This is a genomic window from Catellatospora coxensis (assembly GCF_016862635.1).
Taxonomy (GTDB): domain Bacteria; phylum Actinomycetota; class Actinomycetes; order Mycobacteriales; family Micromonosporaceae; genus Catellatospora; species Catellatospora coxensis.
The window spans coordinates 1-20517 of the sequence record NZ_BONI01000051.1 but is presented as its reverse complement, the minus strand read 5'-3'; the positions used below and the strand labels follow the sequence as shown (position 1 = coordinate 20517).

The 20517-nt window shown below is 73.0% G+C and carries 14 protein-coding genes and 1 tRNA gene; 9 read left to right on the top strand and 6 right to left on the bottom strand.

Annotated features, from left to right (window positions below):
* Nucleotides 1–125: 125 nt before the first annotated feature.
* From Cco03nite_RS26770 to Cco03nite_RS26745, 6 genes are all read left to right on the top strand, one after another.
* On the top strand, nt 126–1568 hold the full coding sequence (locus Cco03nite_RS26770) for a methyltransferase domain-containing protein (RefSeq protein WP_203694984.1): 1443 nt from the start codon (nt 126–128) through the stop codon (nt 1566–1568).
* Complete coding sequence (locus Cco03nite_RS26765; RefSeq protein WP_203694983.1) at nt 1565–3304, top strand: AfsR/SARP family transcriptional regulator; 1740 nt, start codon at nt 1565–1567, stop codon at nt 3302–3304. Before Cco03nite_RS26770 ends, Cco03nite_RS26765 begins: the two co-directional genes overlap by 4 nt.
* A 116-nt stretch (nt 3305–3420) precedes the next feature.
* Nucleotides 3421–3548: transfer RNA gene (locus Cco03nite_RS26760), tRNA-OTHER, on the top strand.
* Between the two features lie 169 nt (nt 3549–3717).
* A complete protein-coding gene (locus Cco03nite_RS26755) occupies nt 3718–4431 on the top strand; it encodes a hypothetical protein (RefSeq protein WP_203694982.1) in 714 nt (237 codons plus the stop codon).
* A gap of 8 nt (nt 4432–4439) precedes the next feature.
* Nucleotides 4440–5312 carry a HoxN/HupN/NixA family nickel/cobalt transporter gene (locus tag Cco03nite_RS26750; protein WP_203694981.1) on the top strand — a complete coding sequence of 291 codons (873 nt, stop codon included), beginning with the start codon at nt 4440–4442 and terminating at the stop codon, nt 5310–5312.
* 13 nt (nt 5313–5325) lie between these two features.
* Nucleotides 5326–10311, top strand: a complete 4986-nt coding sequence (locus Cco03nite_RS26745; RefSeq protein ID WP_203694980.1) for a carbohydrate-binding protein — start codon at nt 5326–5328, stop codon at nt 10309–10311.
* A 59-nt stretch (nt 10312–10370) separates the two neighbouring features.
* Here the strand turns inward: Cco03nite_RS26745 and Cco03nite_RS26740 are convergent, their stop codons facing one another.
* Complete coding sequence (locus Cco03nite_RS26740; protein WP_203694979.1) at nt 10371–11105, bottom strand: SAM-dependent methyltransferase; 735 nt, start codon at nt 11103–11105, stop codon at nt 10371–10373.
* Between the two features lie 15 nt (nt 11106–11120).
* Nucleotides 11121–11705 carry an RNA 2',3'-cyclic phosphodiesterase gene (gene thpR, locus Cco03nite_RS26735; RefSeq protein WP_203694978.1) on the bottom strand — a complete coding sequence of 195 codons (585 nt, stop codon included), beginning with the start codon at nt 11703–11705 and terminating at the stop codon, nt 11121–11123.
* A gap of 231 nt (nt 11706–11936) precedes the next feature.
* Between thpR and Cco03nite_RS26730 the strand changes: the two genes are divergently transcribed.
* Nucleotides 11937–13970 (top strand): carboxypeptidase-like regulatory domain-containing protein, encoded by a 2034-nt coding sequence (locus Cco03nite_RS26730; RefSeq protein ID WP_203694977.1) that lies wholly within the window; start codon nt 11937–11939, stop codon nt 13968–13970.
* 41 nt (nt 13971–14011) lie between these two features.
* Here Cco03nite_RS26730 and Cco03nite_RS26725 read toward each other — a convergent pair whose 3' ends face one another.
* Nucleotides 14012–14311, bottom strand: coding sequence for a DUF2795 domain-containing protein (locus tag Cco03nite_RS26725; RefSeq protein ID WP_203694976.1), 300 nt, complete (start codon nt 14309–14311; stop codon nt 14012–14014).
* 74 nt (nt 14312–14385) lie between these two features.
* Nucleotides 14386–15645, bottom strand: a complete 1260-nt coding sequence (locus tag Cco03nite_RS26720; protein WP_203694975.1) for an MFS transporter — start codon at nt 15643–15645, stop codon at nt 14386–14388.
* Nucleotides 15646–15763: 118 nt separating this feature from the next.
* On the opposite strand from Cco03nite_RS26720, the gene Cco03nite_RS26715 reads away from it, so the two are divergent.
* Nucleotides 15764–16264, top strand: coding sequence for a hypothetical protein (locus tag Cco03nite_RS26715; protein WP_203694974.1), 501 nt, complete (start codon nt 15764–15766; stop codon nt 16262–16264).
* A 79-nt stretch (nt 16265–16343) separates the two neighbouring features.
* The gene (locus Cco03nite_RS26710) at nt 16344–17375 is read left to right on the top strand and encodes a LacI family DNA-binding transcriptional regulator (RefSeq protein WP_203694973.1); all 1032 of its coding nucleotides are present in this window, start codon (nt 16344–16346) and stop codon (nt 17373–17375) included.
* Between the two features lie 70 nt (nt 17376–17445).
* On the opposite strand, the gene Cco03nite_RS26705 is transcribed toward Cco03nite_RS26710, so the two are convergent.
* Both Cco03nite_RS26705 and Cco03nite_RS26700 read right to left on the bottom strand, forming a co-directional pair.
* The gene (locus tag Cco03nite_RS26705) at nt 17446–18354 is read right to left on the bottom strand and encodes an anti-sigma factor RsbA family regulatory protein (RefSeq protein ID WP_203694972.1); all 909 of its coding nucleotides are present in this window, start codon (nt 18352–18354) and stop codon (nt 17446–17448) included.
* A 383-nt stretch (nt 18355–18737) separates the two neighbouring features.
* On the bottom strand, nt 18738–20474 hold the full coding sequence (locus Cco03nite_RS26700) for a glycoside hydrolase family 6 protein (RefSeq protein ID WP_373314331.1): 1737 nt from the start codon (nt 20472–20474) through the stop codon (nt 18738–18740).
* Between the last annotated feature and the right edge of the window lie 43 nt (nt 20475–20517).

Below are 20517 nucleotides of genomic sequence, written 5' to 3'. Positions count from 1 at the left end.
CGACGCCGGGCGTTTTGGCATGTGCACGACAACCCCGTCCGCGTCACACGTTCCGTCACACGGTGTCGCTCGATCGTGGATCCCGCTGACGGGATCGAACGAGGCGGAGTGTGGCGATGAGTGCCGTGGCAGTGCCAACAAGCGGGTCGGACATCGGCGCCCCGGGCGACGGGCAGCCGCAGTGGAGGCTGCCGGACGCGGGCTGGGGCCGCAAGGCCGCCGACGCCGCGACCCTGCACGAGCCGCAGAACATCCGCGAGTACGTCGCGATGCACCAGCACCTCAAGGTCGGCGGCGGCACCCGCCTGCTCGACGTCGCCTGCGGCGCCGGGCTGGCCGTCGAGCTCGCCGCCGCCCGGGGAGCGACGGCGGCCGGCATCGACGCGTCCGCACGGCTGGTCGCCGTCGCCCGCGACCGCAGCCCCGAGGCCGACCTGAGGGTCGGCGACATGCGGGCGCTGCCCTGGGCCGACCACGCCTTCGACGTGGTGACCAGCTTCCGCGGGATCTGGGGCACCACCCCGGAGGTGCTCGACGAGGTGCGGCGGGTGCTGCGGCCGGGCGGGCTGCTGGGGCTCACGGTCTGGGGCCACGTGAAGGCCTCGCCCGGGGCGTGGGCGCTCCGGCCGCTGCTGTGGGCGCAGGCGTCGCAGGTCGCCCACCAGGCGGCGATGAACAGCCTGGGCAAGCCCGATGTCGGTGAGCGGCTGCTGACCGAGCACGGGTTCGAGGCGGTCAGGCGGGTCGTGGTGCCGTTCGTGTGGGAGTTCGCCGATCCCGAGTCGTACGCGCGGGCTGTCGCCTGCACCGGGCCGGGGTACGAGGCGATCCAGGCCATCGGCGAGGAGCGCTTTCTGCACGATGCGGCGCAGCTGGCGGCCGAGCACGCCCGGGACGGGCTGCCGTTGCGCGCGGAGATCAACCTCGTCGGGTTCATCGGCCGGGCTCCCGCGCCGGCCGGGACCGGTTCGTCGTTCCTCGCCGAGCCGGTGGAACTGACGCCCGCGGCCGCCGCGTCCTACGCGGACGACAGCGCCGAGTTAGGGTACGTCATGAATGCCACGCGGCTGTGGGCTCACGACACCGAGGCGCTGGAGCTGCTGTTCAAGGCCCTCGGCCGGGTCTCCCGGACCGCCGGCCTGAGCATCCGCGACCGCGGCATCCTGGTCACCGCCGCCGCGTCGACGCTGGGTGACTCGTACTGCTCGCTGGCCTGGGGCGGCAAGCTGGCGACGGCGGCGTCCGCGCAGCTGAGCGCCGGGGTCCTCAGCGGCGACGACAGCCTGCTGGACGACCGGGAGCGGGCGCTGTCCCGCTGGGCGCGGCGAGCCGCCGCCGATCCGAACGCCACCACCGCCGCGGACGTGGAGCCGCTGCGCGAGGCGGGTTTCAGCGAGGCGCAGATCCTGGCGATCACGGCGTATGTCGCGCTGCGGGTGGCGTTCTCGTCCGTCAACGACGCGCTGGGGGCGGTTCCGGACTGGCAGCTGCGCGCCGGCACGCCGGAGGCGGTGCTGGCGGCGGTGACCTTCGGCCGGGCTCCGGCGGCGGGACCGGGCAGTTCATGACCACTGTGGTACGCCTGCTGGGGCCGCCGGGGATCGCCAGGGACGGGCTGGCGGTCGCCGGCCCCCGCGGTCACAAGGCGTGGGGGCTGCTGGCGTTCCTGGCGCTGGCCGAGCGCCCGCCGAGCCGGCAGCGGCTGGTGTCGATGCTCTTCGAGCGCGCCGACGATCCGCGTGGCGCCCTGCGGTGGAACCTGGCCGAGATGCGCCGTGCGCTCGGCGGGCGGGTGGCGGTCGGCCGCGATCCGCTGACCTTCACCGCCGAACCCGACGTGTCCATCGACGTCATGGGCCTGGCCCGCACGACCGGCGTACTCCAGGGCGAGCTGCTCGAAGGCCTCAGCTTCGACGACTCGCCCGCCTTCGACACGTGGCTCGGCGTCGAGCGGCAGCGGCTCGTCGCGGACTGCCGGGCGCTGGCCTACCGCCGGTCGGTCGAGCTGCTGACCGGCGGGCGGCCCGAGGAGGCGGCCCGCGTCGCGGTGCGGGCGCTCGAAAGCGATCGGCTCAACGACGAGCTGCACGCGGTCCTGGTCGCCGGCCTGACACGGGCCGGGGACCAGGCGGGGGCGAACGCGCATCTCGCCCGGTGCGCCGACCTGTATCGCCGCGAGCTGGGAGCCGGGCTGCCCCCGGCCGTCGCCGCCGCTGCCGTGCGTGCTCCTGCCGAGCCCGCAGCCAGTGGCGCCGCCGTCCGGTCGCTGCTCGACCTCGCCGACGCGTCCCTGTCCGCGGGCACCGTGGCGGCCGGGCTCAGCCAGCTGCGCCGGGCCGTCGCGGGCGTCGCGGACACCGATGAGCAGCTGTCCGGCCGGGCCCGGCTCGCCCTGGCCTCCGCGCTCATCCACGCCGACGGCGGCCGCGGCGGCGACGTCACCACGCTGCTGCACCAGGCACTCGTGCACGCCCGACGCGGCGGCGACGCCGCCATCGGCGCCGCGGCGTGCCGGGAGCTGGCCTTCCTCGCCGTCCAGGCAGGACATCGCGTCGAGGTTGAGCACTGGCTCGGCCAGGCCGAAGGCTGGGGCCCGACCGAGGCCGAGAACGCGCGGATCCTGGGCGTACGCGGCATGAACCTCAGCGACGCCGGCGCGTACGACGAAGCCCTCGACGCCCTCGGCGCGTCCGTGGACACGGCTCGCCGGTGCGGCAACCGGCGACAGCTCGCCTGGTCGCAGGCCATGATTGGGCGGGTGCGGCTGCTGCGGGGCGAGGCTTCCCAGGCGGCCCTGGTCCTCGACGAGGCGCTGCACCACATCCGCGCCGACCGCTGGACCGCGTTCACCCCCTTCCCGCAGGCGCTGCGGGCCGAGGCGGCGGTGGCCCTGGGCGACGGCCCGACGGCGCGTGAACTGCTCGACTACGCCTGGGTGCAGACCGTCGAGTCCGGCGACCAGTGCTGGGTCGCCGTCGTCGCCCACGCGCAGGCGGTCCTCGCGCTGCACGAGAAGCGCGACGCGCTGACCTGGTGCCGCACCGGCCTCGCCGCGGCGCCCTGGTATCTGTGGCCGCGCGCCCGGCTCATCGAGCTGGCCGCCCGCCTCACTCTCGGCACCCGAGAAGGCGCCGACCTGCTCGACGAACTGGAGCGCATCGCCGGCGCCGGAACCATGCGTGAACTCACCGTCCGGGCGCTGATCCATCGCAGCCGGGTCGAAGGCGCGCGACATCTGGTCCGGGCCCGCGCCATGGCGGTCGACATCGCCAACCCGGCACTGGCCGCGGAGCTTCTCACCTGATCAGCGATGGTCAGTCCGTGCGTACGATGTGGACCCCGCGCTGCAGGTGAGCCGCCGTCAACGGCGTGTGAGACAACCGGGCTGCGCGGGTGGCGTTGTCGGGCCATACTGCGGCTGGACCGGTGGCAGAGCCGGGTTATCGCAGCGCTCAGAGTCGGATGCCGGGCACGCACGGGCGATTCGAAGGCGCGTGGGGCCGCCGGCGTGCCATGCCCCACCGGGGGTTCGAATCCCCTTCGGTCCGCGTCGCTGCGATCCGTGGCCATCCGCGGACTCCGGATCAACTGACTGTTCACACGGTCGTCCCTTGCTGATCATCGTGCCCACGCGGTGAGTTCTCGAACGCTCGGCAGAGTTCCCGGCTGGTCGCGCCCCTGGCGCGCACCGGCACCAAGGGATCCGGAGCTTCGTCCTTGTCCACACACGCACATCGGCCGCGCCGCGGCGCGACGACCGCCTTCGTACTGCTGACGGTCGCCGCGGCTCTGCTCGCCACCGCCACCCCGGCGCAGGCCCATCCGTTCGGCGATCCGCAGACCGTCGCCATCGCGCCCGACGCCGAGCGCCCCGAGGTCGTACACGTCCGCTGGAAGGTCGGCGGTGTGGACGACCTGACCCTGCTCGGGGTCGCCCTCGGCCTGCTGCCGCAGGACCGGGTCATGCTCGACGGCGCTGTCTTCTACCAGGACTCGGACGCGGCCGCGATCGGCCCGTCCGCCGAGTTCGCCGCGTACCTGCTGAAGCAGATCACGGTGACCAGCGGCGGCCAGGGGTGCGGCGGGGTCGTCGCGCCACCGGGCGACCTGGCGCGGACCGGTGTGACCATCGACTACACGTGCCCGGGGCCGGTCGGCGTCGTCGCGGTCGGGGTGCGGACCCTGACCGACCTCAACCCCGCGTACCGCACGCTGGCCACCGGGCCGGAGGGCGCGCGGGCGGTGTACGCGTCAGATCAGCCCACCCACGACTGGGTGCTCGGCAACGCACCGCCGCAGGCGGCTCCGGACCTGGGGCGCAGCGCCGCCGTCCAGATCTCCGCCGTGGTCGGCGGCGTGCTGCTCATCGCCGTCGCCGTGGTGGTGCTGTGGCGCAGGGCGGGTCGTCGCCGGCAGCGGGTCGCCCAATGACCGCCTTCATGCCTGCCGCGTCGCTGGCCGACCAGCTGCAGAGCGTCATCCACTCGCCGGGGGTGCCGCCGCTGGCGTTCGGGCTCGCGTTCGTCGCGGGCGCGGCGCACGCGGTCGGCCCGGGGCACGGCAAGAGCCTCGCGGCGGCGTACCTCATCGGGTCGCGCGGCCGGATCCGCGACGCCGCCTGGCTCGGCGGTTCGGTCGCCGTCATGCACACCGTCTCCGTGCTCGTCATCGGCCTGGCCTGGACGTTCCTCTCCCTCTCGGACGTGATGCGGATGGAGGAGCTGACCGGCTGGCTGCAACTGCTCGCGGGCCTGCTCGTCCTGGCCACCGGCCTCGCCCTGGCACGGCGTCACCTTCGCGGCCACAGTCACTCACACGGCCACAGTCATTCGCACGGCCACAGTCATCCGCACGGCGATGGCCACGACCACGCGCACGACCACGGTTCCGAAGCCGGTCATGCGCACGACCATGGCTCCGATCCTGCTCACAGCTCCGGTCACCCGGAGGCTCACGCCACCGCCCATGACCATGGCCCCGGCAGGCGGCCCGGGTTGGTGCTGCTCGGGGTGTCCGGTGGGCTGACCCCGTCTCCGGCCGCGTTCCTCGTGCTGGTGACCGGGCTGTTCATCGGGCGGCCCGGGTTCGCGCTGCTGCTGGTGATGACGTTCGGCGTCGGGATGGCCGTGGTGCTGTTCGGCGTCGGCCTGCTGGCCATCGCGGGCGGGTCCGTCGTCGTACGCGGAGCCCGGTCGAGCGGTGTCCTGCGCCTGGCCACCCGGGTGGCCCCTGTTCTCGCCGCCGCCGGCATCACGTTGTTCGGCGCCGGTGTCACCGCTGTCGCAGCGGTGCAGCTCACGAATGTCAGCTAAGGAGACACCCCTCATGATCCACCGTTTACGCCTGCAACGGCTGCACCCGCGCATACTCGGGCCGGTGCTCGCGCTGGCGCTGGTCGCCGGTGCGGGCACCGCGATCGTCTCGGTCGCCGCGGACGGTTCGCCGGCCGCGGCGTCGGGCAACGGACCGACCCTCGACCTGCGGGCGGGCCAGACCCTCGAAGGCACCGTGCCGGTCAACGCGGGGCCGACCGTGGAGGACGACTCGGTCGTCTCGATCACCGTCGACGGCGTGACGGTCGACGCGGGCAAGACCGCGGGCACCGCGCGCCTCAGCTTCGACATGGGCGGCAACGGCACCGAGGCCCGCTACCACAACTACGTCGTCGTCAACGGGCACACCGCGGACGCCGAGCGGATCTTCTTTCCTGACGTCGTCGGCGGCACGCGCGGCACGCTGGAGTTCCCGGGCTCGTGGCTGCAGGCGGGCGCCAACACGGTCACCGTCAAGGCGGGCGCGAACTGGGTCGACACCACGAACGCCACCGCGGTCGGCGTGGAGACGCTGCCGTACGGGGAGGGCCTGCGCTGCCCGAACTATGACGACTTCGCGCTGAGCAGCATCGGCCTGGGCCTGCTCGGGGTGGTGGCCGACGGCGAGCAGAACGCGTTCAGCTACAGCTTCGGCGACGGCACCTGCGGCAGCTCGAAGCGCCTGCTGAGCCAGCCGCTGACGTTCGTCGTCTCCGGCGAGCCGGGCAGCACCGCCGGTCTGCGGGCCGACCTGGACACCACGAAGCTGTCCAACGGCTCGCACACGGTCGCCGCGACGACGGAGTCGGGGGCGCGGACCAGCGTCACCGTCGAGGTCAACAACGCCCCGGCGGGGGCGGCGAAGGTGACGCCGGCCGACGGCGCGCTCGCGCGCGGTACGCAGCTGGTCATCGCGGCGCTGCCGACCGGCAGCGGTGACGCGGTGGAGTCGCTGGCGATCGACGGCGCCCCGGCCGCGAACGCGGAGACGCTCGCGTCAGGGACCGCGACGTTCGGGTTCACCGTCGAGGCGGGCAACTCGGCCGAGGCGAAGTACCACAACTTCGTGCTGGTGAACGGCAACCGGGTCGACCTCGGCGGCGACTACGGCGCGCTGGGCGCGGAGGACGTCGGCCTGCGCTTCCCGACCCGGTTCCTGCGCTCCGGTGACAACGTGGTCCAGGTCCGGACCGGTGACTACAACGGCACGGCCAACAGTGCGACCTGCGCCAACCACGACGACTTCAAGGTCACCCTGGCTTCGGCGAAGCTGGCGCTGAGCCTGCCGGGCACCGTGACGGCGGGCACGACGTACCTGGTGACGACGACGGGCACGACCGAGACGAAGGCCGAGACGACGGCGGCCTCGCTCGCGCTCGGTGACGGGACCTGCGGCCCGAACAAGGATGCCGAGTTCCACTTCGACATCGCGGGCGCGCCGACGGCCCGCGCCGTCGGCACGCTCGGCAGCGGCGGCGACGCGCATCTGCGGATGTTCATCGGCGGCAACGGCACCGACAACGGGTACGACAACAAGGTCCTGATCAACGGCATCCCGCTGGACCTCGGGGTGTGGGAGAAGGAGACCGCGGACGTCGCGTTCCCGAACGAGTGGCTGGTGCCGGGCGTCAACGTGCTGGAGTTCGTCGCGGGCAGCGACCACGGCAGCGCCAAGCCCGGCGGCTGCGACAACTTCGACGACTTCACGCTGCGCGACTTCGAGCTGCGCCCGGCGGGCGCGAAGGCGACGCAGCTGACCAGGCAGCTCGCGCAGACCACGGTGACCATCGGGTCGGCGAGCTACCCGGCGGGTTCGCCGGTGACCGTGCACATGGGCGACGGCACCTGCGGCAGCAGCTTCAACAGCGCGCTGGTCAAGGCGCTGCTGTTCGACGTCACCGCGGCGGACGGCGCGGCGCTGCCGGTGCTCGGCACGCGGGCCGACGTCGACACGACGAAGCTCGCCGACGGGGCGCACACCATCACGGCCGTGGTCGGCGGCAAGACCGCCACCCGGCGGTTCACCGTCGACAACACCGCGCCGGAGATCGACGGCAGCGTGCCGGCGCAGGGGCAGAAGCTCGTCGCGACCGTGGCGCTGAACGTCAAGGTCAAGGACGCCTCGGGCGTCGTGGGCACGCCGGTGATGACGCTGGACGGCAAGCCGGTGCAGCAGGGTGACCAGATCGGCCACGGCCTGCCGGCCGGGGCGCACACGATCGCGGTCACCGCGACCGACACGCTCGGCAACACCGGCACGCGGGAGATCCGCTTCACCAGCGCGAGCATCCCGGACGTCCCGACCGAGCTGACTTCGACGGTGTCGGACCCGAACGCGCCGTCGGCGCGGCTGTCGGCGCGGATCCCCGGCGAGGAGGGCGTGCCGCTGACGGCCACGTTCACCAAGGCCGACGTGGTGACGCCGACCTCGGGTTACCAGGGCGAGGCGCTGGCGGTGCCGACCACTCTCGACGTCGCGCACGACACGAACGTCAAGGTCGAGTCGCTGCGGCCGCTCGACGGGCAGACGGTCGACACGCCGTCCGGCCGGGACGTGGTGTTCCAGCGCTACGACCTGACGCTTGCCGAGACCGCCGCGTCGCCGACGCTGCGGTGGGAGGGCACCATCGACCCGAAGCGCCTGGTGGCGCTGCGGGTGTGGGACAAGGCGGCCGGGCAGTGGACGGTGCTCACCAGCTCGCGCGGGCAGGTCGGGCGCAGCACGGTGCTGACCGCGCCGCTGGCCGCCGGCTACCGGGACGGCACGACCGTGCACGTGCTGGTCACCGGTGAGGACCCGTTCGCCGACGACCTGTCGCCGCGCGACGCGTCCGCGGCCGCCGACAAGAACCACTTCGAGCAGCCGGGCACGTACGACTTCGCGATCTCGCATTTCACCGACACGCAGTACATCACCGAGGGTGCGGCGGGCGGCACGTATGACGACTGGGACGGCAAGACCGAGCCGTCGGACGTGATGGCGGCGGCGGAGCAGGCGATCTGGCAGGCGGCGTACCGGGCGCAGACGCAGTGGATCGCGGACAACGCGGCCACCCGCAAGATCGCGTACTCGGCGCACACCGGCGACGTCATCGAGAACGACTACTACGACCCGCTCGCGAGGAATCCGGACGGCTCGCTGGTGCGGCCGGGCCTGCACGAGCAGGTGGAGAAGGAGTTCGCGGTCTCGTCGGAGTACCAGAGGATCCTGGACGACGGCAGGGTCGTCAACCAGGTCATCGCCGGCAACCACGACAACCAGCTCGGCGCCGAGACCGGGCCGGGTTCCCGGTTCAGCCGGACGTTCAGCGCCGACCGCTACTACGGGGTGGCGAAGTCGTGGCCGGCGGGCGCGTCGTACCACGCGTGGGACGAGGTCGTGAACGCCGACGGCACGGTCACCCCGGGTAAGGACAACCAGAACAACTACGTGCTGTTCAGCGCGGGTGGCCTGGACTTCGTCGCGGTCGGCCTGTCGTACGGCGTCACCCCGGCCGAGGCCCGCTGGGCTGACTCGATCTTCAAGCGGTACAAGGACCGCAACGGGATCCTGCTGTCGCACGACTACCTCAAGCCGTCCGTCAACCCCGACGGCCGCGGGGCGGCGTTCTCCGACCCGGACGGCTCCGCCCTGTACAAGGGTGTCGTCGAGAACAACCCGAACGTGTTCCTGATCCTCGCCGGCCACGAGCACGGCGTGGGCATCAACCTGAAGTCGAAGGTCGGCGTGACGGTGTCGCACGACGTCGTCGAGCTGCTCGCGGACTACCAGTTCTACACGGTGCCCGCGAGCGACCTGTGGCCCGACAAGGTCGACGCCGGCGGCAACATCGACCTCAACGGCGACGGGGTCACCGACCACAAGGCCGCCGACCGGCTCCAGTTCGGGGCGAGCTTCCTGCGGCTGATGCAGTTCGACGTCAAGAACGCCGAGATGCACATCGACACGTACTCGCCGTTCCTCGACACCTTCGGGGCGACCGAGTTCGACATCCGCGCCGACGGCAGCCAGACCAAGCCGCGCTACAACGGCGCGGAGGACAACCTGACCCTGCCCGTCGACCTGACCAGCCGCAAGACGTCGTTCTCCACCGACTCCCTGGCCGTGTACGTGCCGACGGGTGTCATCGGCTCCGACGAAGTGGCCGCCAACGGCACCGCCACGGTGACCTGGCCGGGGCTCAAGCCCGTGACGTCGTACGCCTGGATCGTCACGGCGCGCAGCGCCGACGACGGCGTGGCCGTGGCACAGCCGGCCGTGTTCCGCACCGGCAAGGGCAAGCCGGCCGTGACGGTGACCTCGACCGCGACGGACTGGGGCACGGCGGCGAAGGTGACGGTCAAGGTCGCCGCGGGCGGCCTGCCCGTGGCGGGCACCGTCGAGCTGCGCGAGGGCGACAAGGTGCGCGGCTCGGTCGACACGACCGACGGCACCGCGACGTTCACCCTGCCCGTGGGCCTCGCCGCGGGCAGCCACCCGCTGACCGCGTCCTACGCGGGCAGCGACCAGCTCGAACCCGCCCAGGGCGGCGGGACGGTGACGGTGAACCTGCCGTCCGCCTGGGTCGCGTCGAAGGCGTACAAGGAGGGCGATCGTGTCTCCTACCAGGGCAGGGTCTACCTGGCCTCCTGGTACGCGCAGAACCAGAAGCCGGGCGACCCGAAGGGTCCGTGGCAGGAACTCGCCATGACCGAGGACGGCGTCGCGATCTGGACCGCGTCGCGGATCTTCAACGGCGGCGACGTCGTCGTCCACCAGGACAAGAAGTTCCGCGCCCGCTGGTACACCCGCAATCAGGCTCCCGGTGACCCGAACGGTCCCTGGGAGGAGCAGGCCCCGCCGTCACCCGACGGCAGCCCGGCCGCCTGGACGCCCACGACGGTGTACCACGCCGGCGACCGGGTGTCGTACCAGGGCCACGTCTACGAGGCCAAGTGGTACACCCGCAACCAGGCGCCCGGCACCGGCTCCGGCAGCCCCTGGAAGCTCATCAAGTAGCGGGTCGCCAGCACTGCGGGCCGGGACCGATTCGGTCCCGGCCCGCAGTGTTCGCCAGGTCAGACGTGCTGGACCTCGCGACGGAACAGGGCGGTCCACAGGAACGGCTCGCCGAACAGCGCGGAATCCGCCGGCTCGTCGTGCATGCGGCGCAACTCGACCTCGATCAGGTCGGCGAAGATCCCGCGCAGCGACTCCGGGGTGTACGCGAGGCCGCCGTGCAGCCGCCCGTGCCGATACAGGTCCATGTCGGACTCCTCGGAACCCATACCGCCGTCGGCGAAGCAGCTCAGGCCGAAGTGCCCGCCCGGTGCCAGCGCCCGGTCGAGCAGCCGCAGGTAGCTGATGCGGCGGTGCGGCGGCAGGTGGTGGAAGCAGCCCGAGTCGTAGATCAGGTCGTACGGGCCGGTCAGGTCCAGCGCGAAGGCGTCGCCGCACAGGAAGCGCACGTCCACCGCGGCCTCCCGGGCGCGCTCCTGCGCCCACGCGATCGCGGCGGGGGACAGGTCGACCGCGTCGACCTCGAATCCCAGCGCGGCCAGGTGCACGGCGTTGCGGCCGGGCCCGCAGCCCAGGTCGAGGGCGCGGCCGGGCTTGAGCAGGCCCCGATCCAGGTACGAGGCCAGATTCTCGTCCGGCTTCGCGACGAAGAACGGCACCTCGCGGGAGCGGTCCGCGTAGAAGCCGTCCCACCAGGTCGCGCCGCCGCCGGCGGTCCACCGGTCGGCCTCCGGCGCGAACAGGGTGTCCATGAGCCGCAGCACGTCGTCGATGGTGCGGATGTCGCGTTCCATGCGGGTCTCCTCGGGTCAGGCGGGCAGGGGTGCGCTGAAGACCTCGGTGTAGTGGTTGCTCACCGGGTGGTCGCTGCGCATGAGCACGAGAGCGGGGGTGTCCCAGGCCGGTCCGGCGTACGCGCCGAGCTGCTCCAGGACCTCGCGCAGCTCGTCGGGGCCGAGCCGGTCGCCGGGCCGGGCCAGGGTCAGGTGCGGTTGGTAGGGGCGCGGGTCGAAGGGCACGCGCGCGTCGGCCAGCGCCCCGCGCAGCCGGCCCGCGAGTTCGTGCAGGTCGTCGAGGTCGCCGTGCAGTCCCGCCCAGATCGCCGCCGCCCGCCCGTTCGGGAAGCGGCCGCCGCCGGACAGGCGCAGCCGCGGGGCGCGCGGGGTCGCCGCGGCGGTAGCGCGCATCGCCGCGATCGTCGCGTCGAGCTGGGCGGGGTCGAGCTCGCCGAGGAAGGCCACGGTGACGTGCCACTGCTCGGGCGGCACGGGCCGCAGCGACAGGCCGGCGGGGTGCGGCCGGGTGAAGGCCAGGCGGGAGACCAGCCCGGCCAGGTCGGTGATCGCCGGTGCGGGCGGGTAGACCGCGATGAACAGGCGCTGCGTAGGTGGCACGGCAGAACACGGTAGCGAGCCGCCACCCGGCCCGTCTGCCGGGTGCCGGGATCGGCTGCCGGTGGCAGTGCTACGAGCTGCGCGGATGGTCGTTCGGGTGGTGCTCGGCGACGTTCGGGGGGCGCGCATGGAATGCGTCCATGGTGGACAATCGCATACGCCGCATTTGATCACGGGGCGGCTCCATCACTGCGAATCGCGGCGACGCTTCGCGTACCCCTCGAGGACGTCATGTTGAAAACCTCAGCGAGACGACTGGGCGTGCTCGCCCTCGCGCTCGCCATCGGCACCCTGGGGCTGGCCGCGCCGGCCCAGGCCGCCGACACCGGAAGCATCGTCGGGCAGCTCACCGACGGCGGGCAGCCCGTCAACGGCGCGTCCGTCCAGGCCACCGCGGTGGACGGCGACGGCTGGGGCTACGCCAGCACCGACGCCGGCGGCCACTACCAGCTCACCGACCTGCCGGCCGGCGCGTACCGGGTCCGGTTCGATGTGGACGGGCGCCCGGGCCAGTATGCGTTCGGCCAGGTGAACTACACCTCGGCGGCGCTGATCACGGTGCCCGCCGGCGGTCAGGCGACCGTCGACGACGCGCTGCTGCCGACCGGCACCATCACCGGCACGTTCCGGGACCGCGCGGGCAACGGCATGGCCGTCTCCGTGCGGGCCGACAGCGCCGACGGCGAGGGCGCGAGCGGCTACGCCGATGCCGACGGCCACTACACGCTGCGGGTGCTGCCCGGCTCCTACCGGCTGAGTTTCGAGATCGCGTCCGGCGTCTACCAGTACGCCCCCGGTGCGATCGGCTACGACGGCGCCGTCGTGTACCCGGTGGCCGTCGGCCAGACCGTGACCGTGGACGACACGAAGCTGCCCACCGGCTCGATCGCGGGCCGGTTCACCGACCGCGACGGCACGGGCATCGGCGACGTGCAGGTGCAGGTGTCCAGCCAGTCCGGTCCGTCCTACTCCGCGACGACCGACGGCGCGGGCGACTACCGCATCGACGACGTGTTCGTCAGCGACGACTACACGGTCGCGTTCCACAGCTGGGAACGGCAGTTCAGCCAGCACGCCTACGGCAAGATCGACAGCGCTGACGCGACCGAGTTCGCGGTCACCGCGGACGCGGTCACCCGGGTCGACGACACCCTGCTGCCGACCGGGACGGTGCACTTCACCGTCACCGACGCGCTGACCGGTGCGCCGATCCCCGCGTTCTACGCCGAGGCCGGAATGGTCAACACGAGCGGCACCGACGGTCAGGCCACGCTCGCCGGTGTCACCGTCGGCCAGCAGCACGTGTTCGTGAGTGCGGACGGCTACCTCGGCGGGCACGCCACGGTGACGGTCACCGACGGGGCCACCACCGAGGCGGTGGTGGCGCTCACGCCGGTCGCGACGGTCACCACGACGGTCGTCGACGCGCGCACCGGAGCGCCCGTCGCGGGCTTCTGCGTGCAGCCGGTCGTGCCGACCGACCTGTACCTCGGGGAAGGCTGCTCGCGGAGCGACAGCGAGGGCAAGGTGTCCATCGACGGGCTGCGGGCCGGCGCCTACCAGCTGTTCGCCTACGCGCCGCGGTACACGCAGGACACGTCGCCGTACGGCGCGCAGTGGGTCACCGCCGACGGCGGCACCGGCACCCAGACGCTGGCCGCGGTCATCACCGCCGTGGCCGGGCAGACCGTCGCCGCGCCGACCGTCAAGCTGGACCGGCGGGGTGTGCTCACGGGCACGATCCGTGCCGCCGACGGCACGCCGGCCAAGAACGCCTACGTCAGCTTCGGCAACTTCCACTACCACAGCGGCGACGGCGGCATCACCTTCCCGGCCGCCGCCGACGGCGCCTACACCGTGGACTTCCTCGGGCCGTACCTGTGGCCGCTGCACTTCTACGCCGCCGACCACGCCCCGCAGTGGAGCGGCAACTCGGGCGGCCGCTCGGGCGCGACGAAAGTCAAGGTGCGCGCGGGCAAGACCGTCGTGTACGACATCCAGCTGCTCAAGGGCACCAAGGTCACGGTCAACTCGCCGCAGAGCGGCGCGTTCGTGGCCTACCATGCGGCGACCGGTGAGACCAGCGGCCGCTGCGGCGCCTGGCCGGCCATGACCTGCGAGATGCTGGTGCTCGGCCCGCAGAAGGTGCGCTTCAAGATCTGGGGCAGCGAGGAGGACTTCTGGTACGGCGGCGCCGACTTCGCCACCGCCACCTCGGTGAGCATCCCCGCGACGGGCACCCTGACGGTGAACGTCACCCGATGACGGCTCGGCCGGGGCGGGTTCGCCCGTCCCGGCCCCACCGGTCAGCTGAGCTCGGTGTTCGGGACCTCGCGCAGGTACGAGGCGACCTTCTTGTTGTGCGAGCGCGCCTGCGCCGCCTTCTGCGTGACCGTGGTGCCCTCCTCGACCGACGGGTCGAGCCGGACGGAGCTGCGCACCTCGGACATGTTCCGGTAGACCTCGGGCGGCAGGGTCCGGGCGAGCTTCAGCACGTCGCCGTCACTGGTGTATTCGATGACGTGTGCGAAGATTGCGTGCTTATCAGCCGGAAAGTCTATGTCGCGCAGTGCTTGCTGCATCTGCAGCCAGGCTTGGTTCTCCATGATTCGACTCTGATCCGTCGCCGTGCCGCATACGGCCTGTTCCCGGAAAATCCCGCGCCGAGCGGCGGACCGTGTCAGCCGGCGGTCGCGGCGGGCACCGGCACGGCCCGCCGCCGGGCTGTGCCCGCCAGGCGCAGGCCGCCCGCGACCACGGCCAGCGCGACCGTGGCCGCGCCCGAGGCCAGCAGCGTGCCGCCCGGCCCGAGCCAGTGCACCAGCGGCCCGCCGAACGCGGCCCCGATCGGGGCCGCCGCCACGGTGATCGAACCCCGGGCGGCCAGCACCGCGGGCAGGTCGGCGGGTCCGGCCGCCGACTGGAACAGGGTGATGTTGAACGCGGGGAACGGGCCGTAGATGAGCCCGCCGGCGGCCAGCCCGACCAGGGTGATCCAGGTCGAGGTGGTGAAGCCGAACGGCAGCAGGGCCGCACCCCAGCCCGCGATGACCGCGATGGTGAACGGCCACGGCGCCACCCGCCGCAGCGCGCCCGCGAGCAGGCCGCCGAGCAGCGCGCCGACCCCGAACACGGCCCAGTAGACGCCGAGGAAACCCGCCGAGCGGCCCAGCGTGTCGACGATGAACAGCGGTAGCGCCACCTCGACGGGGCCGTACAGGAAGAAGAAGACCGCGGTGAGGGCGAGCAGGCCGAGCAGCTCGGGCCGCCGGGCCAGCAGGCGGAAGCCGCCGGTGGTGCCCGCGGCGTCGGGCTCGGCGGGCGCGGCCGCGGCGGGGATGCGGCGCAGCTGCGCGGCCAGTACGAGGTAGGTCAGCGCGTCGATGACGAGGGCGACGCCGGGGCCGGTGGCGGCGACCAGGAGCCCGGCCAGCGGCGGCCCGACGATGATGGCGGTGGTCTGGCTGGTGCCGAGCAGGGTGTTGGCGGGCAGCCGGTGCTCGTCCGGCACGAGCCGGCTGACCAGGGTGTAGGTGCCGGCCGAGCCCCACGCGACGAGCAGGGACGACACCGCCAGCAGGGCGACGTACCCCGCGGGGGACAGCAGCCCGAGCAGGTGCAGCACGGCGGCCGCGCCCAGCCCGCCGGCCCGCAGCAGCGCGTTGGCGGTGACCAGGGTGCGGGCGTCGACCCGGCGCAGCCAGGGGGCCAGCGCCAGCGCGCCGAGCGCGGCGGGCAGCGTGTACGCGGCGACGGCCGCGCCGACGACCAGCGCCGCCTGCTCCGGGGCGGCGATGCGGATGGCGAGCAGCGAGATGGTGACCACGCTCAGGCCGTCGCCGAGGTAGGAGACGGCCTCGCCGGACAGCAGCCGGCGGAACCCGGTCACCCGCAGTACGTCCCGGTAGGCGACCGGGACCAGGCGTTTCGTCACACGCATCGGCACAGCCTGCCAGTTAAACCGGGCTTGAGGTCAAGGTGGGCAGAGTCGTGCCGGAACCGTGCGGGGGTGTCGTGACTCGTCCCGGTGACCGCCGCCCCGGACCCGGGAGACTTCCATGACCGTTTTGTTGAGGCGTTCCGCCGCCGTGCTGGCCGCCTGCGCCGTGCTCGCCGCCGGGTGCACGGAGCAGAGTTCGCCGTCCGCCGCGCCGAGCCCGTCGCCGGCAGCCCCCTCGCTCGCGCCGGGCTGCTCCGCCACCAAGGTCGAGAACGGGCCGCTGCCGGAGTGGGCGCGTGCCGGGTTCAGCGGGGACGCGCGGGCCGTGCACGTGCTCGGTGTGCAGGGTGAGATCGCCGCCGTGCTGTTCGGGCACCCGCTGACCTACGACCGCAAGGACGGCGCGAGCAACAAGATCCTGTGGGTGGGCCGGGAGAAGTACGAGACGGGCACGCTGACGATCAAGGCGCGGCTGGAGGGCACGGGCGAGCCGGTGCTCCGCGAGGTCGCGGGCGGCCCGGGACCGTCCATCATCGACCTGCCGCAGGCGGGCTGCTGGCGGCTGTACCTGAGCTGGCCCGGGCACACCGACACGATGGACCTGGTCTACGCGGGCTGAGCCGGCCGCGTCCGGCCACTGCCGACGATGGCCCGCGGGAACCCTACCGCCGCCCGGAACTGCGGGTTATGGTGCACCAATGACGGACGGGAGCGCTTCCACGCCGCACTCGGGCGGGCCGGCCACGCTGGCCGAGGTGGCCCGCGCGGCCGGGGTCTCCATCGCGACCGCCTCGCGGGTGCTCAACAACTCCAGCCAGGTCAGCGCCGAGGCGTACCAGCGGGTCTGCGACGCGGCGAGCCGGCTCGGCTACCGCCGCCGGCGCGCCGCCTGGGGGCGCTCGTCCGCCGGGGCGCGGGCCGTCGCGGCGGTGGTGCACGCCGGGCACCGGCTGGTGTTCACCGAGCCGTTCTTCGCCCGCTTCCTGGGCGCGGTGGAGACCGAGCTGGCCCGCTACGACCTGCCGCTGCTGGTGACGAACGTGTCCGGCACGCTGGCCGAGACCGTCGGGCGCTACCTGCGGGCCGGCAACGTGGCCGGAGTGATCATCGTGTCGGATCACGGCCCGCTGCCGCTGTCCGGCTCGCTGGCCGCGCTCGGGCTGCCGATCACCGTGGTCGGCCGGCCGCTGCACCCCTACCAGCTGCCCTACGTGGACGCCGACAACCGCGGCGGCGCGCGGGCGGCGGTCGAGCACCTGCTGGGCAAGGGGTACCGGTCGATCGGGCACATCGCCGCGCCGCCGGACACCGGCCCCGGGGCGGACCGGCTGGCCGGATACCGCGACGCGCTCCAGGCATCGGGGCTGACCGACCTGCCCGTCGCGTACGGGGACTGGAGCCAGGCCTCGGCCGCGCACGCCATGCAGCGGCTGCTCGAACAGCGGCCGCAGCTCGACGCGGTGTTCGCCGCCTCCGACGTGATGGCCGCGGGCGCGGTGCGCTACCTGCGCCAGGCCGGCCGGCGCATCCCCGACGACGTCGCCGTGGTCGGGTTCGACGACCACGCGCTGGCCGCCCAGGTGCGCCCGGCGCTGACCACGGTGCGCCAGCCGGTCGAGCTGATGGGCGCCACCTGCGTGCGGAGCCTGCTCTCGGCCGCCGCGGGGGACCCGCCCGGCGAGTTCGCCACCGTCCTGCCCACCGAACTCGTCATCCGCGACTCCGCCTGACCTCCACCTGACCTCCACCCAGCCCGTCCCGCCCGCCCGATTTCGACAAAGGCGCGGCGTGGGTGGCGGGTCACTCGTGGGCGGTCATGTGCAGGCGGATGGTGGTCGTGCCGGGGCGGGCGTGTACGCGTACCAGGTCGCAGTGCAGGTGGGCGGTCAGCAGGGCGTCCCCGGGGGCGGCCAGCGGGTCGGTGAGCTGGCCGTGGTCGCGCAGCTGGCACACCACGAGGTCGTGTTCGGGCCAGACGCTCACCGCGCCGGGTCCGTCGGTGCGGGCGAGGGTGCCGGCGGCCAGTTCCGCGATCAGGTCGGCGAGCAGGTCGCGCCGTTCCGGCTTCAGCCCGGCGGTGGCCGCGTGCCCGGTCACGAAGGAGCGCAGCCCGGCCAGGTCGTGCACGGCGTCGTACCGCATCGTCGCCGCGTGCGGCGGGGGAGCGGGCAGCGGCGGATGCAGCGAGGCCGCCGTCTGGCGCGGGTCGCCGTAGGCGGGGCTCGGCCGGCGCTCGCCGCGCAGCAGCAGCTCGGGGTGGGTGCGGTGGGCGTCGGAGACCATGTGCGGGTCCAGATTGGCCGCGTCGCACGGGCACAGCAGCGCCACGTCGCGCCCGGCGAACGCGAGGTTGACCATCGCCTCGTGCGCGACGCAGGCCGGATACTCCAGCGCGCTGCGGCCCGGCCACAGCGGCTCGGCGACGATCGCCGTGCGGCGGCCGGGGAACTCGTCGGCGAAGGCCAGCAGCACCCCGGGCAGGATGCGGCCGGGGTTGCGGCCGGCGACGGTCAGGTCGGTGAAACGCACCCGCTCGGCGTGCGAGCCGAGGCAGTCCCGCAGGATCTCCAGCTTCGCGCTGGGCACGGCGACCAGCACCGGGTGCCCGGCGTCGAGGGCGGTGTGGATGAAGGCCAGCGTGCCGCTGACGTACTCGGCGACCCCGCGGTAGGGGAAGCCGACGTGCTCGCGTGGTGCAGGTTCGGACATGCGTCACGCGGCCGGGAGCGGTGGTGCGATGGGCGTGCCGGCGCGGGGCACGAACCATGGGGGCACCTCTTGCCATGCCATAGCGGGGGCGTTACCCCACCGGGTGCGCGGCTAAACGCGGTTTCGCGGAAAAAGATTCGCGGCGTACCGGGGCGAAAAGCGCGGACCGCCGGCGTCGCTCTCACGACGCCGGCGGCCGTGCCGCTGCCGGCGGGGCCCAAGTTTCCGCCCCAGCGGCACTCCCTACAGACCCGCCGCGCCGGTGCGCCCGGCCGGCGGGGTTCCCGCCGGCCGGGGCAGCCAGAACGGCGGACCTCGGCCGGCGCGAGGACGGTCCCGATCCTGAGCACCCACGCGGATGCGGGACCGTCGCTCGGTAGCGGTCAGCTCAACGGCGGGTACGCGTTCGCCATCAGCTGCTGGAACTGAGCGGAGAACCAGTGCCCCGACACGGGGGCGCCGGGCAGCGCGCCGGACATGCTGTTGCCGTTACGGGCGTTGCCCGTGTACGTCGGGTCGCACATCCGGTCGAAGCCCTTGCCCTCGTCGTTCGGGATCAGGCTGCTGGAGCCGTCGGACTCGCCCGGCGGCTTGATCCAGACGTACGCGTCGATGCCCGTCGCGGGCGCGGAGCGCGGGCGCTCGCCGAGGCCGGCGCCGGCCTGGTTGCACCAGTTGCCCTTGTGGATACGACGGTCGATACGCGACTGGTTCACGAACGTGTTCGGGTCGGTCGACGTGCTCGCCGCCGTGGGCCGGGTGGCCTGCGTCGGCTGGCACGGCGTCTGGACACAGCTGCCCCAGCCGTTGCGGGAGGTGTCGATCAGCATGCCGATGCTCGACGAGAACCCGGACTGGATGAGCCGGGACCGGAACGCCTGCGCGAAGGTCAGCTCGTCGTTGTACCGGTTCCAGTCGATCCAGGTGGTCTGGCGCAGCTGCTCGGTCACCGAGCCCACGTACGGCTCGGTCAGCGCCGAGGTGTTCGCGGTGTTGGTGATGAAGCCGTGCACGTTGGCGGCGGTGCTGCCGGACGCGGTCGCGGCCGTGAACATCATGTTCGCGGTCGCCCCGAAGTTGTCGTCCCAGCCGACCCAGCCGTGGTGCGCCGCGTCGATGTAGTTGTAGACGTTCGGGATCGCGCCGAGCTTGTTCAGCGCGTAGCCGACGCCGTCGACGTAGCCGCGGTTGGCCAGCATGGTGTCGCACATCGCGGTCGCGGTCGCGCGGCCGCCGACGTTGGTCACCAGGTTCGGCAGCGAGTCGATCTCGATGATCGCGACGATGCGCAGGTTCGCGTACGCCGGGCGGGCCAGGATCCCCGCCATCACGTCGATGTACTCGGACTTGTACCGGGCCAGCTCGGTCGGGCCCAGCTCGCCGTTGGAGGCCAGTGCGGCGCAGTCGCGGCCGGGCAGGTTGTAGACGACGATCTGGATCACCATCGGCGCGGAGCCGTTGGCCGCGTCCTGGGTGACCGCCTGGTCGAGGTGGTCGGCCAGGCCCATGGTGCCCGTGGTCGGGCTGCCGTTGCCGGTCAGCGCGCTGATCCGGTCGAACCACACACCGGTGGGCTGGTTGGCGATCCGGCTGCCGCCCGGCTCGGCGAGCGCCTTCGAGCGCCACTGCGGGTTCACGTAGACGCCGGCGTTGGCGTACGGGTTGTCGGCCCGCGGGCCGACCGGACCGCCGTCGTTGTCGGCCTCGGTCGCGGTGACCGTCACCGAGGTCAGGCCGCTGGAGGCGACCGTGATCGGCCGGGTGCCGGCGGTGCTGTCGGAGTCCTCGGCCGCGGCCAGGGTCACCGTCTGAGCGGTGTTCCAGTTGCTCGTGGTGAACGTCAGGCTCGCACCCGACGACACGGTGATGTTGGTGTCACCGGAGCCGGCCGTGTTGGTCACGGTCACGTTGCCCGACGGCTGCGCGGCCAGGCGCACCGTGTAGCTCGAGGTGCCGCCCTCGGGCACGCTGACGCTGGTCGACGAGACCACCAGCGACTGGGTCGTGGTGCCGTCGTTGTCGGCCTCGGTCGCGTTGACCGTCACCGACGTCAGCCCGGACGACGCCACCGTGAACGGCCTGGTGCCGTTCGTGGTGTCGGAGTCCTCGGCCGCGGCCAGGGTCACGTTCTGGTTGGTGTTCCAGTTGCTCGACGTGAACGTC

Bases quoted from the DNA above. Each gene is read 5' to 3' on its own strand.
- Cco03nite_RS26750 (WP_203694981.1), top strand. From the start codon at position 4,440: ATGCCTGCCGCGTCGCTGGCCGACCAGCTGCAGAGCGTCATCCACTCG.
- Cco03nite_RS26745 (WP_203694980.1), top strand. From the start codon at position 5,326: ATGATCCACCGTTTACGCCTGCAACGGCTGCACCCGCGCATACTCGGG.
- Cco03nite_RS26725 (WP_203694976.1), bottom strand. From the start codon at position 14,311: ATGGAGAACCAAGCCTGGCTGCAGATGCAGCAAGCACTGCGCGACATA.
- Cco03nite_RS26720 (WP_203694975.1), bottom strand. From the start codon at position 15,645: ATGCGTGTGACGAAACGCCTGGTCCCGGTCGCCTACCGGGACGTACTG.
- Cco03nite_RS26710 (WP_203694973.1), top strand. From the start codon at position 16,344: ATGACGGACGGGAGCGCTTCCACGCCGCACTCGGGCGGGCCGGCCACG.
- Cco03nite_RS26740 (WP_203694979.1), bottom strand. From the start codon at position 11,105: ATGGAACGCGACATCCGCACCATCGACGACGTGCTGCGGCTCATGGAC.
- Cco03nite_RS26705 (WP_203694972.1), bottom strand. From the start codon at position 18,354: ATGTCCGAACCTGCACCACGCGAGCACGTCGGCTTCCCCTACCGCGGG.
- Cco03nite_RS26730 (WP_203694977.1), top strand. From the start codon at position 11,937: ATGTTGAAAACCTCAGCGAGACGACTGGGCGTGCTCGCCCTCGCGCTC.
- Cco03nite_RS26765 (WP_203694983.1), top strand. From the start codon at position 1,565: ATGACCACTGTGGTACGCCTGCTGGGGCCGCCGGGGATCGCCAGGGAC.
- Cco03nite_RS26715 (WP_203694974.1), top strand. From the start codon at position 15,764: ATGACCGTTTTGTTGAGGCGTTCCGCCGCCGTGCTGGCCGCCTGCGCC.